Below are 14,749 nucleotides of genomic sequence, written 5' to 3' on the forward strand. Positions count from 1 at the left end.
GTTCAACAACAAAAAAGCACCTTCGCCATTTTTGCTCGCAACTTCAAGGGCAAAGGTGCTACGCTTTTTCAGGCAACTCAAGTCAAACTTATACGGAATTTAAATCTGTTATCTGGTAGTAACCACTTTTAATTTCCTGCATACCTTCTTTTCCTCTTAAATAGCCAATTATAATTTGATTTAATCGGGGATATTCTCCCATATCCTTCTCAGTTCTTACTAAAACCTCACCGTCAAGCAAACCTATAACTTCTGCATCCTTCAAGTTTGCCATTGAAGAGACTATTCTGTGTTTTTGTTTAGCATCATCAATTGAATCGCAGTATAAAATTGTGCCATTTTTGATTATCGCAATATTTGTTGCATACTCTTCAAGTTCAAAAATCTCGTGTGAAGACACAATAACTGCTATATTTTTCTCTTGAACATATTGTTTTATAAGTTGTATCAACTCAAATCTTACAGTTGGGTCAAGGTTTTGAGTTGGTTCATCTAAAAGCACCAGCTCTGCATTTGTTGCCAATGCTAAGATAACAAGGATAAGTGTTCTTTGTCCCATTGAAAATTTAGAAAGTTCTTGACTTGTACTAAACCCATAGCTTGAAAGAAAATTTTTGAAAAATAAATCATCCCAATTTGGATACAAGGCTTGATACATCTTATAGTAATCACCTAATGTCAACCTTGAAAAAACTTTTCTGTGCTCAGAAACAAATGCTATGTTCTTCTTTAAAGAAGGCTCAAAAGGCTTGCCAAAAATCAAAACTTCTCCGGTATCTCTGGAAGCTGCATTTATTATACACTTTAGAGTTGTCGTTTTACCAGCCCCATTTGGTCCAACAAGAGCCAATATCTCACCTTTTTGAACTGAAAAATTCACGTCGGCTAAAATCTGTTTCCCGCTTATTCTTTTGCTCAAATTTTTGACTTCTAATACTACCATCTCAGTACTCACCGCCTTCTCTTTTATTAAGACCTCGCTACATACTTCTATTTTTTTGTAATTCTATTGCATTATCAAAAAACTCAACTATTTGCTCCATCATGTCTTGATCAATCTCAGACATTAATTTGCGGTTTATACTAGCTTGAAAGTCCTTAAGTATTTTTTTAGGAATTTTTTTGTAGCTGCCATACTTACTTGTTAACTCTTTAAATTCATTTCTTTTTTGTCGAATATATTTCAAGGCATTGTCTGATAAAAAAATATCATGTCCTTTATTATCAAATAGTTTTAAACTAACATTAGTTTTATTTAAATGTTTGCACGCCTCAAAAATACTATTTTCCAATTTCACTGTATCATCATCCTTACTATGTATGACCAACACAGGTACTGAACTTTTCTTTATCCCATCTATTGCAGATACGTTTGCTAATTTGCCAAACTTTATTTTTTCAAGCAAACTTAAATAAGGCAAAATAACTTTCCCCCATCTTCCATAAGAGTCCATTGCAGTTGTTTTTATTATTTCATCCGGGGAATTGAAACCAGCACACGAAACCACACCTGCAATTTTATGAGAATAGGATAAAACAGCACAAACAGCATAACCACCCCAACTATGTCCAAAAAGCAATATGGGCATGTTTTTAAATTCATTATTCTTTTCAATAAAACGTAACGCATAATCAAGATCAACAACAGCCTGTGGAAGCCCAATCATTGAATCCCCTTCACTTTCACCACATCCAGTATTATCAAATCCAAGAACGTAATATCCTTTGTTCGTAAAATAATTTATTTCATCTAAATAATTGATATGGGTTCCGCCAAATCCGTGTGATACAACAATTAAACCTTTTTTAGCTTCGATATTATTTTTCTTATAATAAATATAACCTCTTAACATTTGTCCTGCATTTGATTTGAATTGTACTCTTTTGTAAACTAAATTAGGATACTTTTTCACAAGAGAATACACTTTATCATCTTTGGAGGTACATCTCTTAAAAGCTTGACTATATAAAACAGTGGTAATTAGTAAACAAATTGAAAAACTTATTAAGATAATAAAAAGTATTGCAGCTATAATCTTGTTTTTATTTTTTTGAGTCTTTGCTATTAAATTCATCTTTCTATCCCTCCTTTTTTACATATGCAAAATATGCAAAAAAGCAAATCAGAGCAGCATACAAAAAGGCTAAAATCATGCTTCCCTGCTTTGTAAAGCTTATTAAACTATATGGATTAAAATCAGCTGCATTCAAATTAGTTGAGCCTAAATCTCCCAGCAAAGCATCTGCAATTGTTATTACAATACTCCAAATAAAACCATCATGTCCTAATGTCGTGAATAACATACTTATCCCGTAAATTGCTAAAAGCGCAATGATTGTTTTTAAAATAGCCAATAATCCTTCTAAAATGGTCAGGTTATAGTATATTTTATCAATTGCCGATGTTATTGAAATTATAAGAACTAAAAACATTAGATTATACAGGAAAAGCTCTCTTTTTGAGAACGGCAAAAAATACAAAAGCTCAACATTTTTATTCTTAATATCATTCACAAGCATTGCAGAGCAAAGAAGTATTATGCCAATAACTCTTATGGTAAAACTCGGTATAAACAATATTAGCGTGAAAAATAGTATTTGACCTGTTTTTTCTTTTAATTCTTTTCCAATATAAATATCCATTTTTGTTAGATTTTCTTCGATGTTAAAATTTAAAATTCTTGAAAATTCAAACCTCCTCATTTTTCCACACCTCCTCAAATAAAATCATGGCTGTGTAAAAATCTATTTGATGACTTTTAAGTTCCCTAACACACTCTTTTATTATCTCAATTATCTTTTTATCAACATCAATATCCTTCTTCACAAAATACCCTATCCCTTGCTCTGCTTCAATAAAACCTTCAGCTTTTAGTTTTTCCAGTGCTTTTAAGACAGTGTTTATATTCACATCAAAAATTGCCTGAAGTTCTCTCACAGTTGGAAGCTGTAAACCTTGCTGAAGATTTCCAAGTATTATCTCTGATTTAATCATGTTGACAATCTGCACGTATGCAGGCACACCGCTGTGTTTATCAACTTTTCTCAGCATTTTAATCATCACTCTCTTATAAGTTTTACATAACCTGAAGTTTTAGTTGTAACAGGTGCACTATAAAGGTTATTGATTTTTACAATACCACCTGTTGCTTCAATGTTCAAAATGCCCTTTTCATTTTCGCTATTTAAAATATTAATTGATCCATTCAATCCTGTTGCATTAATATCAAACTCCTCAAACCTTGCTTTTGCCCTGATATTCAATCCTGTTGAATCAATCTCAATTTTATCAAATATCAACTGTGAATTTATATTTGCCCCAGAAGAATTAACCTTCAAATGCTTCCCCTTAAAATCAGCTCTCAGCTCAAGCCCTGCACAGTCTAAAGAAATATCATCTGTTGCTTCAATCTGCCCTTGAATAAAGCTGCCAGTTGAATTTACTGTTAGATTTTTGAACTTCCCATCACCTCTTGTTTTTAGCCCTCTACAGGAAATTTTTACATTTCTCAAAGATTTTGTACCAAGTTTTACTTCATATGTTGTATCAAATTCTGTATTTCTGTCAAAGACTTTCAAAGTTTTTCCTGAAACTTTTGTTTTGAGCACTGAAGGAAAATAGATGGTATCTTCATCATCAATGAGTTCTAAATCTATTCCGCCTGAACAGCTAATTACAATTTCATCAAAATTCTTAATTGACATATCCTGGTCTGCAGAATAAGTAATTGAATGATAAACCTCAATAAAGTCGCTGCTGGTAATCACATCAGAAATTATTTGTGAAATACTTTTTGATAACCTAGAAAACTTAAAATCTTGCTTATCAGAAGAGTAGTAGTGAAGTTGAGATATAATTGAACCAACAACAACCAATATGACTAAGATTATAGCAATAACCATTCCCAAAGAAGTTTTCTTTATTGGAAAAATACTAAATAAAAACAAAATGCAGCTCAATACAAACAAAACCTTTAATGCAGTCCACGGAAAAATCCATGCAAATAAAATTGACAACAGTGATAAAACAAGTCTCATTGTTTGGCTGGTGTGAAATTTTTTAATCTGAAATATGTTAGAGCTATTTTTGGATATAAGATAGAAAAGCCCAAGTACAATGAAAAAAATGACCACCAGCAAACCAATAAGTCCTAAAACATTTTGATTAAAATGCATAACCTACCCTCCTGTTTGATTTTTATAGTGTTATATAATTATATAACACTAAAATTTGATTCTGTCAACTGTATTTTTCGATGATTTTTAAAATTTTTAAATTATATATTCCGAGTACTTTTGATATGGATAAACGGAATTCTAAACTAATATTTCTAATAAATATAATTACGATATAATGTATTATATGAAATTATTTCTATCCTGAGGTTGTTGAATAAAAGAAATAACCATGTTATAGTAAACGTAGCAACAAAAGAAAATACCCCTCTTGTGTTATAATTTTAATTTAAGAGAAAATCACAACAAAACACAAGGGGGAAAAATTTCAGAGAATTAAAATATCGAATAAACTAAGACACAGAGTTTAAAAGAGCAATAGGTATGGAAGAAAGTCCAAACTATTCATATTTTGCAAAGTTGTCAAGAACAATATAGAAAGAATACATGCAAGATATAAAGGACATAGTAATAGCTGAAATAAAACCTGATATGAGTATAGCAAAAGTTGACTCGCCGTCGCTGAGAAGTGCCAAAAATGATTTAGAAGCAAAAATATGTATACATATTACAATAGGATTTTTCAGGGGATACAAATTACATCTTTTGTGTGCAGGTAAAGAAGAAGTAATACCACTTTTCTGAATTTTAGCAACAGCAAACGAACATGACTCAAGACAAAAAGAGCTTTTGTATAGGGCATGGGGCTTGAGCTGTGAGATTGTTTTAGCAGATGCGGGATACGATTGTAGCAGCTGATTTAATATAGCAAATAAGCTTAAAGTTAAATTTGTTGCTGGGATAAATAAAAGAAACATGAAAAATAAAAACAATGTTAGCAATAGTTTTAGAAGCAAGAACATAAGATTTTTAGAAACTGAAGAGGGTAAAAAGCTATACAAGCAGAGAACAAAGATTGAAAGACTATTTAGCAAATTAAAAGGAGAATATAATCCTGAGAATGTGAGGCTCAAGGAATTTAGAAATCATAAAAGATTTATTGATTGGATATTAATTACTTTTCTATTTGAGCAACTTTTTAGAAAATTAGAAGGTAAGAAGTTTTCTTTTACTTATGAATGGAATCAAAAACTTTTGTTTATTTTATGTATTGTTGGTAATATTTATTATTCAACAACCTAATTGATTGTCCATAATAAATATCTACAACATTTTGTACAATAACATTTAACAAACTAATTTTGGTACTATAATCAATTATTCTTATCCCCCAAAATTCAGGACTTATTGCAGTGATTCTTCTGTCTATTAAGTAATAATGAATTTTGTTTTCAGGTATATTTCTTTCAAATTCTAACACATCAAAAGTACAAATATTGTCCATTGATTTCTTAATTCTTTTAATTCGTGAACCATAGACTACTAACAATTTATATTTATTACTATCCACCTTTCTCAGTTTTTCTAATAGTTTCTGGACACGATAGCTTTTATTTTTATCATACCCTAACACTAACAACATATTAACCTCATATTCTACAAAACTGTCTCGCCAAATAATTTTTTCTATTTCTTTGTCACTCTCTATCCAACCAATATAATAAGTTTTAACTTCAAAAGGTATAATAGGATATATATACCACCAAAAAATAAACATACCTACACTGATTGTTAATATTGCCCAACAACCCATCCCTTTTTTGCTTTCACCCTTTTCCATCATAATTACTTATCACCTCTATCTCTACTAAAAATTTATCACACCAATATAAACATTTCATCCTTCCATTTCTATCTTTAAAATATATGACCTTCCTAACAGGTAATACTTTTATTCCGAAAACCATAAATAAAACACTTACTAATACCAATAAGTTAAGCTAAATACTTCTTAAAAGCTGAATTAAGTAAAATTTGAATGTTATTTTTATTTGGTATATTATATCCCCTACCTCTTGACATTCTGCTGTTTGTCTATTATACAAAATTATTTATAGTCTAATACTCAATCTTCATCTGAATTTTATTTGTACCGGAATAGATGAAGAGGAAAGAATCTCTTTGCTAAGATCTCTGTCACATTCAATCCCCCACACCCATACTGTTCCATCTTTTTTAAGCGCTACTGAATGAGTATCTCCTGCAGCAATTGCCACAACATTGTCAAGCTTTTCTACTTTTAAAGGAACTGTTGAAAATTCTATATTTCTTCTACCAAGCTGCCCTCTAATGTTTGAACCCCATACCCAAACAGTTCCATCTTTTTTCAGTGCCATTGAATGGTAATCCCCTGCAGCAATTGCTACTACATTGTTTAGACCTTTCACACGTACAGGAACAAAAGATGTCTCTCTTGTCCCATTCCCAAGCTGACCATAAGCATTATATCCCCAACTCCAAACAGTACCATCCTTTTTCAAAGCCAAAGAATGATATTTACCAGCCGCTACTTTTACTACTCCACTCAATCCCTTTATTTTAACTGGCTTTTCTGAAAAATTAAGATATTTCTCTTTATTATCTAAATTAGTATCACCCCATGACCAAACAGTCCCATCAGTTCTCACAGCCAATGAATGAAAGTAACCTGCTGCAATTGACCTCACATTTTTTATATTATCTAAACGTATTAATTTAGTCACAGAACTTACTGAACTGTCGGTAAATTTGCGAAAATAAAAATCATTACCACACCCCCATATGTTCCCATCTTTTCTTAAAACCAATATGTAATCTAATCCACCAGCTATTTCCGTAATATCGTTTAATTTTCCAATCTTTATTGGTAGTGGAGATAATATATCTTTAGTATTTTTTTCACTCCACACACTTTCAATAAATCCCCATACCCAAACAGTGCCATCTTTATCTACTGCTAATGAATGTTGAGATCCAGCCTCCACTAACACAGCTTTGTTTAGTCCCTTTACACACGTAGGAATATACGAAGATTTATAAGTCCCGTTACCAAGCTGACCTTTGTTATTAGCACCCCATGACCAAACTGTTCCATCTCTTTTTATTGCTAACGTATGAGAACCACCCGCAGCAATTGCTACAACATTGTCAAGCCATTTCACTTTATATGGAAGATTTAAAGAAAAGCTATTATTCTCTCTTCCCAGCTGACCAAAAGCATTATTCCCCCATGCCCAAATAGTACCATTTTTTGTTAAAGCAACTGAATGCAATCTGCCTGCGGCAACTGCTACAACGTTCTTTAAACCCTTAACCTGAACAGGCAAAAATGAATGCTCACCAACATTACTACCAAGCACACCATAAGAATTATGTCCCCATACCCATACTGTCCCATCATCTTTCAATGCTATTGAATGACGATAACCGGCAGCAATAGCTACAACCTTATTTAACCATCTTATACGTACAGGAATATATGAATTATCTATTTTCCCATTTTTCTCAATTATACCTCCACCCCAAATCCAAACAGCGCCATCTTTATTTAGTGCTATAGAATGAAAACCACCTGCTGAGATTGCTATAACATCAGATAATCCCTTTACACGGACAGGAACAGAAACAGTATAATCTTCAGTTGGTCTGTTCCCGAGCTCACCATCTTCATTATATCCCCAACTCCAAACAGTACCATCACGTTTCAGTGCCAATGAATGATAAAGTCCTGCTGAAACTGCTACTACATCTTTTAACCCTTTCACCTTTACTGGAACAGCTGATGGTTTTAAACTCCCAATTCCAAGCTCCCCATGATTGTTTATACCCCATGCCCAAACGCTTCCGTCAGAACCAACAGCCAATGAAAAATCCCACCCAGCTGCAATCGCAACTATATTTTTTAGTTCTTTTACCTTCACTGGTGTTGTAAAATCTCTATATACATCGCTTTTTCTCTGTCCATAGTTAGTATGACCCCAAATCCATACACTCCCATCCTTCTTTAACGCCAAAGAATGAAACGTCCCTGCTGATACTGCCACCACATCCTTGAGCCCCTTAACACGAACAGGAATACACGAATCTTTATATGTGCCATTGCCAAGCTGCCCAAAACCATTATATCCCCATGCCCACACTGTTCCATCATCTTTAATTGCCAACGTGTGAAGACTCCCGGCACCTGATGAAATAACCTTAAAATTTTCTCCCTGCAACTCTTTGCTGTTTTCTTTATTCTTTGAATTTGCATTTGATAAGGTCATACTTAGAAAACTAAAAATTAAAAACAATAATACTGCATACTTTATTTTTCTCATTTTCATTTTGCACCTCTACCAAAATTAATTATAGTTTTACCTTTTTATATTTTATATTACAACATTTTGTATAATAACATTCAGCATGCTAATTTGGCACTATAACCAATTATACTTATCTCCAAAGATCAAAATTTGTTGCAGTGATTCTTCTGTCTATTAAGTAATAATGAATTTTGTTTTCAGGTATATTTCTTTCAAATTCTAACACATCAAAAGTACAAATATTGTCCATTGATTTCTTAATTCTTTTAATCCGTGAACCATGGACTATTGCCAATCTATATTTATTACTATCCACCTTTCTCAGTTTTTCTAATAGTTTCTGGATACGATAGCTTTTATCTTTATCATCTCCTAACCTTAATAACATACTAACTTCGTCTTCTATAAGCTCGTCTCGCCAAATAATTTTTTCTATTTCTTTGTCACTCTCTATCCAACCAACATAATAAGTTTTAACTTCAAAAGGTATAATAGGATATATATACCACCAAAAAAATAAACATACCTACACTGATTGTTAATATTGCCCAACAACCCATCCCTTTTTTGCTTTCACTCTTTTCCTTCATAATTACCTATCACCTCTATCTCTACTAAAAATTTATCACACTTATATGAACATTTCGTCTTTCCATTTCTATCTTTAAAATATATGACCTTCCCAACAGGTAATACTTTTATTCCGAAAGGATTATACGAGAGTCCAACCGGCCTTGGAAAATTTTTGTGCCTTTTATAATTCTCTAATTGCTCAAGCTGTTCGTGAAAAGAACTCTGGTCTAAAGCAATTCTTGGAAAACATGTGCCCCCGAAAAAACTCAATGAACCATCAAACCCCTCTACTTTCTCAACATTCTGCGTTTCTAAAAATGCCTGTGCCACGTTACCAAGGGTAACTAATTTTTTATCTTTTTCACTTATTGTTGCTTTTGTGTCTATAGCATCAAGCAAACCATTATTGCAACTTAGCAGTACTAGTTCCTTTATTTTCTTTTCCTTTAATTTCCTTATTTCAGTTGCTAAATCATCATGTAGTGTCTTCCCGTCTGGATTGACTGTTAGGTTTTCTTTATCTGTTTTATTATCACGATCAACGTCTCTATCATTATTTATCATTATAGCATAATACTTACTGTGAAAAAACAAAATTACGTTGTCAATCCCTTCATCTCTCATATTATTCCATTCCCTCACAAATACTTCCTCTGTTTCTACTTGGATGGATTTAACCTGTTCTATACTCTTGTATCCATTTTTAAATCTAACCCATTTTCTCGCAAACTCTGCTTGTGATTTAAAGTTTTTTGGATCATAAAATATATAACTTATTCCCTTTGTGTTATTAAAAATACCCCTGCTAAAATCTTTGCTAAACATCAGTGGATCAACTTCTACTGGTCGCCCTGAATATCCGTAATTTACATCAAATCTAATATTATCTATCAACACAGCTGTCGTATATATGGTATCAACCGCATCTTTAACGCTAAATTTCAGAACTGCATTCTGCCCTCTGAATGGTGTTACATCAAATTCTGTGGTCTGCCAGTCTGTCATCCATACATCGCCTTTATCAAACACTATCTCAGGTGAAACTTTTATTAAATTCCCACCGTTAGTTTCTGTCGCATTAAACATTGAAGCTATTTTATTTATGTCCAAATCTAAAATCTTAACCTCCTGCCCATTTTCACCCTCTAAGGTTATTGTTACAACAAATGGATCATCGTAGCGTGAACCTATCCATTCTAAAAATTCTTCTGATAAAACATTCCAATCAAATATTAACTTGTTGGCATATTCAGGTATAAATATTCTTTGCTTTAGCTCACCATGTTCTAACGTATAGCCTAAACCTGTTGAAATAATCCCCATCTTGCTTCCATCTGTCGGCTTTACAAAGCCAAGCCCAGTTGTTGCTCTCCCATCTCCGTCCGTTTGCCACCCAATAAGGTCATTTTCAAAACTACCATTAATCAATCCATATGGCATCTTCAAATTTGTCTGACCTTTTATCTGAAACATCCCATTATCATTATAATAAGTATCTAAAGTTGGTACATAGGCTTCAACTGTACACCTACCATTCAAAATTATCTCTGTAAGTAAATGCACGCTATTTATCACTATACATTCATTCGTTACTTTATCACTATAACCAAAATATGCACATGCTCCTCTTTGAGCAAATGCATTCCAAAGTAAATCTGTTGCTGTGCTATAGCAAGAATTATTTACTATTATGCTCTTGGCAAATCTATCAGAAAGATTATTTTCAAACCATTTGTTGCTTACTGCATAATAGGTTTCAGAATTTTTATTATCTATATCTGCTATTGTAAATATACCAACTTCATCTTTCTGCTGTTCTATTTTGTATTTAATGTTTTCTCCCAATTTTTCTCCTGTCACCAACCACTGACCATTATGACCATGAGTTGCAAATATAATCATACCATATTTTGTAACATCCCTCAGTGACTCTACATTGGCTTCAGTATCTCTTACTATGTCCAACTTATAACCATACGGCGAAGAATTTACAATCTCTTCAACATATCTTGTCTCGTCGGCCTCGCCCTACTTTGTGTCAAACGGTGCCCACAGCAGAATGTCCTTTGATAATGTAAAGTCATAATTAAAATCAATAATTTTACAATCAGATTCTGGTTTTAAATCTATCTGTTGAAAACTTCCACTACCTCTAACCATTGTCTCAATACTGCTATTTTCTGTTATTAGAACATATAACTTCAAACCGCTCGTCAATGTGATTTCTAATGAATCATTAACAACATTTACTTCTTTTATCCTGTCATCCACACTCAGTTCCAGCTTTAGTAGATTTGCTAATTCATTAACGCTTGTGTTAACATTGAAAGTAAAATAACTTTGAATATATTCCCTCACGTAGTTATTAATATCAATAAGTGTTTGGAATGCCACATCAGGTAAAGGTTCAATAACTTCTATGCTAAACTATTTGCTAATTTGAGTTCCATCAGCTCTGTAAACTACAATTTTCAATCTTAGTTTTCCCTGCTGAGTTTCATTAAAGTCAAAAATATTTGTGTACACTTGGTCAGCTTTGATTTCATCGCCATTTATACTTAAATTGCCATTGTCAAAAAGAAAACCCTTTGATAACCACTCGCCTGAAGCATTCATCATAAATAGCTCCACAGGTGTACTGTTTTGTGTTTCGCTTCTTAACTGGTTCTTCTCGTAAAGCACTTTTACGCTTATTCGGTTTTTAACCGGTTGATTTGTTAAAATAGTTTTATATTGAACAAATATCTCGTTAAGTAACTTTTGCAGAATGATTGTATTCGAATATACATTACCTGCTGTTAAACTTATCTTTTCATAAACAACTTGTTTGTAATTATCTTTCCCTATTTTAAAGGTATAATTTCCCTCAGGCAAACTAAAATCAGCAATACCCTGTTCATTAGAATAAAATACTTTACTTGCATTATCAGCCGCACTATCCAAGGATAAAACGGTTATTTGGGCTCCACTTACAGGTAAATTGTTATTATCCACAATGTATAAATTAATAATTGCTTGATTCTTCACAAAATTAAGTACTATAGATTTGCTCAAACCCTTCTTTGTGGTTATAGTTAGCGTAATTGATTCATTCATACTATCCGAAATAATAATAGTTGCTCTTCCATCACTATTGGTCGTAACAGAACTTGGTGCAGTTGCATTGCCTGTAACACTTATTGAACAGATAACATTCGGTACTGGTTTGCCAAACTTGTCCACTATCGTAAATGATATTTTATGTTCAATATTGCATTCATATTCATTTCGAATTTGATCAAAAATTATATCTGTTTCTCTGTAAATTAAATCTATATCCTCTTTGCTACTCTGTACATTTAAAGTACTTCCTCTAAAAATTATTTTATTTGCCAGTAACCTTCCTTTCAAAGTAAATATTCCCGAATTAATAGTAACAGTTCCTTTAGGCGCATAAATGATACCCTTTATATTTACCTCAGAACCATTAAAGGTAATATTACCTGTTTCAGAACAAATAACACTCCCATCTTTAAAGCCAATTTCACTTTTCGCCACATTAATTGAAATATCTTTCGTTGCTATTATATAGTCATTAGTTGTAAATTTCGAACCATTTACAAAAATACTCCCATTAGCAATGATAGATTTCTCGAATACTATACTGTTCCCATGGTATTTCTGGTCAGCTTCAAATATCTCAGCATTTTCACTTGCTATTGTTTTAATCTCAGTAGTATAATCCGACATTTCAATAATGGGTGCACATTCAATTTCTTTGGTTATTAAAGCTTTTGCATTCTTTGCACTCACTTTACCTGAAGCTTCACATACACCGTCAATAACAAGCTCTGAACCTTGATACACAAAGTCCGCATTAGTATGCACATCACCCTTTATGCTGATTCTTGAACCATTCAGTAATAATGCGTTCTCTCGACTTGCAGAAAACAAAGCATAATCAACAGCTTCCCGTCCAGACATCTGAACTTCTTCATCAGCAGCAAACGTATTGAACGGTAAAAATTGGAGTACCAAAAACATTGCTAAAATCATACTTAAAAACTTCTTATTTCTTGCATTCATTACACTTTCCTCCTCCAAATTTTAAAATTTAATTTAGCCTTTTGCAGAACGCTCAATATGAGCGTTATCAATCATTTAAAACATCTAAACAGTCTGGTCACTTTCCTCATATTTGTAATATTTTCTTGCTTCCTTGATACATAAACTAAATCTTTTTATTTGTCCACTTTCTGGATTGAATTTTATGCTAAGATTTTATCAAAACATTTCATAATATGCCAACATCCATCTTTTGTTTTTAACTTTCATTTCACAAATTTAGCCGACTCAAACTTCAATTCGCTCATTTATTTATTAAAATTTCTATGCAGTCTATGAAATTGAAAACAAAAAATCAGTCCTCTCAACAGCATTTTTGTGTTATAATACAATCTGTTATAAACCAAACAACTTATAATGCTAATCAAAACGCAACTTAGCATGAAATGAGTAAAAAGATAGTAAGAGTTAGATTTGCACCAAGTCCAACAGGTCAGCTTCACATAGGCGGTGCAAGGACAGCACTTTTTAACTATCTATTTGCCAAAAAACACAATGGAAAATTTATTTTACGCATAGAAGACACCGACCTTGAAAGGTCAAGAGAAGAGTGGGCAAAAGGTATTATGAGAAGCTTGAGATGGCTTGGAATTGAATGGGATGAAGGAAAAGCTTATTATTGTTTTTGTAGCCAAGAGGAAATAGAAAAAGCAAGAGGGTTGGTTGGTAACTTTACCTCAACCCTCTTATTTTTTACTGTATATTAATTATCAAAAATTACTGTCTTGAGACACCTCTACATAAACAACCAGTCCGAACTTTTACTCTATAGCCGGAACAACAGCATCAAATTTTTCTACTTTTCCATCTTCAGTCACAGCCTCCCCGGCAAATACCCAAACAGGTTGCAAATATGGCTGCTCTTCAATTGTACCTGCATCTTCCCAGTAAGCAAGAAAAACTTCTTTGATTGTTGCAGACTTTGCCATAGGATTGATACTATTCGATGATTTTCTATTTTTAACTTTTTCAAAAGCTTTCTCTGCAGGCATTATCTTTACCTTTTTGTATTCTTCAACCTCCTTATACCATTTATAAACTTCTACTATCTTTCCATTATCACCTACAACCACTATTATCCTTGAAACACCATACACAGGCTTTCCTTTTATCTCGGGATAAAAATATACATTCTTGTGATGAACCTTATAATCATTTGTAATTTTATCGCCAGATGAAGAGTCTGTAACTGCACAATAAATAAATCTTTTATCATAAAGACCATTCTTTTTCAAAAAGTCAAGTGCAATTTTTTTTGCTTCTTCATCAGAAGGTAGATTTTGTGGATCATCATTATCAAGTCCTTTGCTATCTTCATAATGCCATCTCCCTGTGTCAATTTCATATTCCAATGCACGATAATACTTTTCATCTATTTTCTCTTTTATCAAATAAGTTCTCCATATAGGTTGATATTCCATTTCACCTTTTAGTCCAAATATTTTAGCTAAAGATTTAATCTCTATATCTATGTTTTTTGGCTTTATAAATCTGTATACCATAGCTTCAACAGGTAAATTGTCAAATTTGGCTGTCACTTTATAGTCTATTTCAGGTATTTCATTCCCTGGCATAGGAATATTAAGCGGCGGTATCCTGTTTGGTCTTATATACAAAAAATAACCTGCTATAAAAGCAATTATTAGCACTATAAAAGATATTTTTGATATACTATGTATTTTAGCAGTTTTTATCTTCATTTAGCTCAACTC

The 14,749-nt window shown here is 32.6% G+C and carries 12 protein-coding genes and 2 pseudogenes; 2 read left to right on the forward strand and 12 right to left on the reverse strand.

The window, feature by feature from the left end; all coding sequences use genetic code 11:
* Nucleotides 1-88: 88 nt before the first annotated feature.
* The 5 genes from CALKRO_RS08670 to CALKRO_RS08690 are packed head-to-tail and all read right to left on the reverse strand — an operon-like array spanning nt 89 to nt 4,176.
* Complete coding sequence (locus CALKRO_RS08670; protein WP_013430659.1) at nt 89-943, reverse strand: ABC transporter ATP-binding protein; 855 nt, start codon at nt 941-943, stop codon at nt 89-91.
* 37 nt (nt 944-980) lie between these two features.
* Complete coding sequence (locus CALKRO_RS08675; RefSeq protein WP_013430660.1) at nt 981-2,075, reverse strand: alpha/beta hydrolase; 1,095 nt, start codon at nt 2,073-2,075, stop codon at nt 981-983.
* 4 nt (nt 2,076-2,079) lie between these two features.
* Entirely contained in the window at nt 2,080-2,703 is a 624-nt protein-coding gene (locus tag CALKRO_RS08680; protein WP_013430661.1) for a hypothetical protein, read from the reverse strand.
* Nucleotides 2,690-3,052, reverse strand: coding sequence for a GntR family transcriptional regulator (locus CALKRO_RS08685; protein WP_013430662.1), 363 nt, complete (start codon nt 3,050-3,052; stop codon nt 2,690-2,692). The genes CALKRO_RS08680 and CALKRO_RS08685 overlap by 14 nt, the downstream gene beginning before the upstream one ends.
* A gap of 8 nt (nt 3,053-3,060) precedes the next feature.
* Nucleotides 3,061-4,176, reverse strand: coding sequence for a tripartite tricarboxylate transporter TctB family protein (locus CALKRO_RS08690; RefSeq protein ID WP_013430663.1), 1,116 nt, complete (start codon nt 4,174-4,176; stop codon nt 3,061-3,063).
* Nucleotides 4,177-4,497: 321 nt separating this feature from the next.
* Here CALKRO_RS08690 and CALKRO_RS14220 point away from each other — a divergent pair.
* Nucleotides 4,498-5,319: pseudogene (locus CALKRO_RS14220) on the forward strand (transposase); the annotation flags it as partial.
* Here CALKRO_RS14220 and CALKRO_RS08700 read toward each other — a convergent pair.
* The 6 genes from CALKRO_RS08700 to CALKRO_RS08725 form a co-directional block, all read right to left on the reverse strand.
* A complete protein-coding gene (locus CALKRO_RS08700) occupies nt 5,276-5,860 on the reverse strand; it encodes a hypothetical protein (protein WP_013430664.1) in 585 nt (194 codons plus the stop codon). The pseudogene CALKRO_RS14220 and the gene CALKRO_RS08700 overlap by 44 nt on opposite strands.
* 289 nt (nt 5,861-6,149) lie before the next feature.
* Nucleotides 6,150-8,375: an RCC1 domain-containing protein gene (locus CALKRO_RS08705; RefSeq protein ID WP_237699053.1), complete on the reverse strand. Its 2,226-nt coding sequence runs from the start codon at nt 8,373-8,375 to the stop codon at nt 6,150-6,152.
* Between the two features lie 115 nt (nt 8,376-8,490).
* Nucleotides 8,491-8,748, reverse strand: coding sequence for a hypothetical protein (locus tag CALKRO_RS08710; protein WP_013430666.1), 258 nt, complete (start codon nt 8,746-8,748; stop codon nt 8,491-8,493).
* A 185-nt stretch (nt 8,749-8,933) separates the two neighbouring features.
* Nucleotides 8,934-10,898, reverse strand: a complete 1,965-nt coding sequence (locus CALKRO_RS08715; protein ID WP_013430667.1) for a hypothetical protein — start codon at nt 10,896-10,898, stop codon at nt 8,934-8,936.
* 63 nt (nt 10,899-10,961) lie between these two features.
* Nucleotides 10,962-11,204, reverse strand: a complete 243-nt coding sequence (locus tag CALKRO_RS08720) for a hypothetical protein (protein WP_041741662.1) — start codon at nt 11,202-11,204, stop codon at nt 10,962-10,964.
* Nucleotides 11,205-11,360: 156 nt separating this feature from the next.
* Nucleotides 11,361-12,998: an Ig-like domain-containing protein gene (locus tag CALKRO_RS08725; protein WP_013430669.1), complete on the reverse strand. Its 1,638-nt coding sequence runs from the start codon at nt 12,996-12,998 to the stop codon at nt 11,361-11,363.
* 437 nt (nt 12,999-13,435) lie between these two features.
* Between CALKRO_RS08725 and CALKRO_RS08730 the strand changes: the two are divergent.
* Nucleotides 13,436-13,693 (forward strand): annotated as a pseudogene (locus tag CALKRO_RS08730) (glutamate--tRNA ligase family protein); the annotation flags it as partial.
* Between the two features lie 105 nt (nt 13,694-13,798).
* Here the strand turns inward: CALKRO_RS08730 and CALKRO_RS08735 are convergent.
* Nucleotides 13,799-14,737 carry a hypothetical protein gene (locus CALKRO_RS08735; RefSeq protein WP_013430671.1) on the reverse strand — a complete coding sequence of 313 codons (939 nt, stop codon included), beginning with the start codon at nt 14,735-14,737 and terminating at the stop codon, nt 13,799-13,801.
* Nucleotides 14,738-14,749: the final 12 nt, after the last annotated feature.

Source organism: Caldicellulosiruptor kronotskyensis 2002, from assembly GCF_000166775.1.
Lineage (GTDB): Bacteria > Bacillota > Thermoanaerobacteria > Caldicellulosiruptorales > Caldicellulosiruptoraceae > Caldicellulosiruptor > Caldicellulosiruptor kronotskyensis.

Excerpts from the sequence above, each read along its gene's own strand:
- CALKRO_RS08670 (WP_013430659.1), bottom strand. The coding sequence starts at position 943 with ATGGTAGTATTAGAAGTCAAAAATTTGAGCAAAAGAATAAGCGGGAAA.
- CALKRO_RS08675 (WP_013430660.1), bottom strand. The coding sequence starts at position 2,075 with ATGAATTTAATAGCAAAGACTCAAAAAAATAAAAACAAGATTATAGCT.
- CALKRO_RS08680 (WP_013430661.1), bottom strand. The coding sequence starts at position 2,703 with ATGAGGAGGTTTGAATTTTCAAGAATTTTAAATTTTAACATCGAAGAA.
- CALKRO_RS08685 (WP_013430662.1), bottom strand. The coding sequence starts at position 3,052 with ATGCTGAGAAAAGTTGATAAACACAGCGGTGTGCCTGCATACGTGCAG.
- CALKRO_RS08690 (WP_013430663.1), bottom strand. The coding sequence starts at position 4,176 with ATGCATTTTAATCAAAATGTTTTAGGACTTATTGGTTTGCTGGTGGTC.
- CALKRO_RS08700 (WP_013430664.1), bottom strand. The coding sequence starts at position 5,860 with ATGATGGAAAAGGGTGAAAGCAAAAAAGGGATGGGTTGTTGGGCAATA.
- CALKRO_RS08705 (WP_237699053.1), bottom strand. The coding sequence starts at position 8,375 with ATGAGAAAAATAAAGTATGCAGTATTATTGTTTTTAATTTTTAGTTTT.
- CALKRO_RS08710 (WP_013430666.1), bottom strand. The coding sequence starts at position 8,748 with ATGTTATTAAGGTTAGGAGATGATAAAGATAAAAGCTATCGTATCCAG.
- CALKRO_RS08725 (WP_013430669.1), bottom strand. The coding sequence starts at position 12,998 with ATGAATGCAAGAAATAAGAAGTTTTTAAGTATGATTTTAGCAATGTTT.
- CALKRO_RS08735 (WP_013430671.1), bottom strand. The coding sequence starts at position 14,737 with ATGAAGATAAAAACTGCTAAAATACATAGTATATCAAAAATATCTTTT.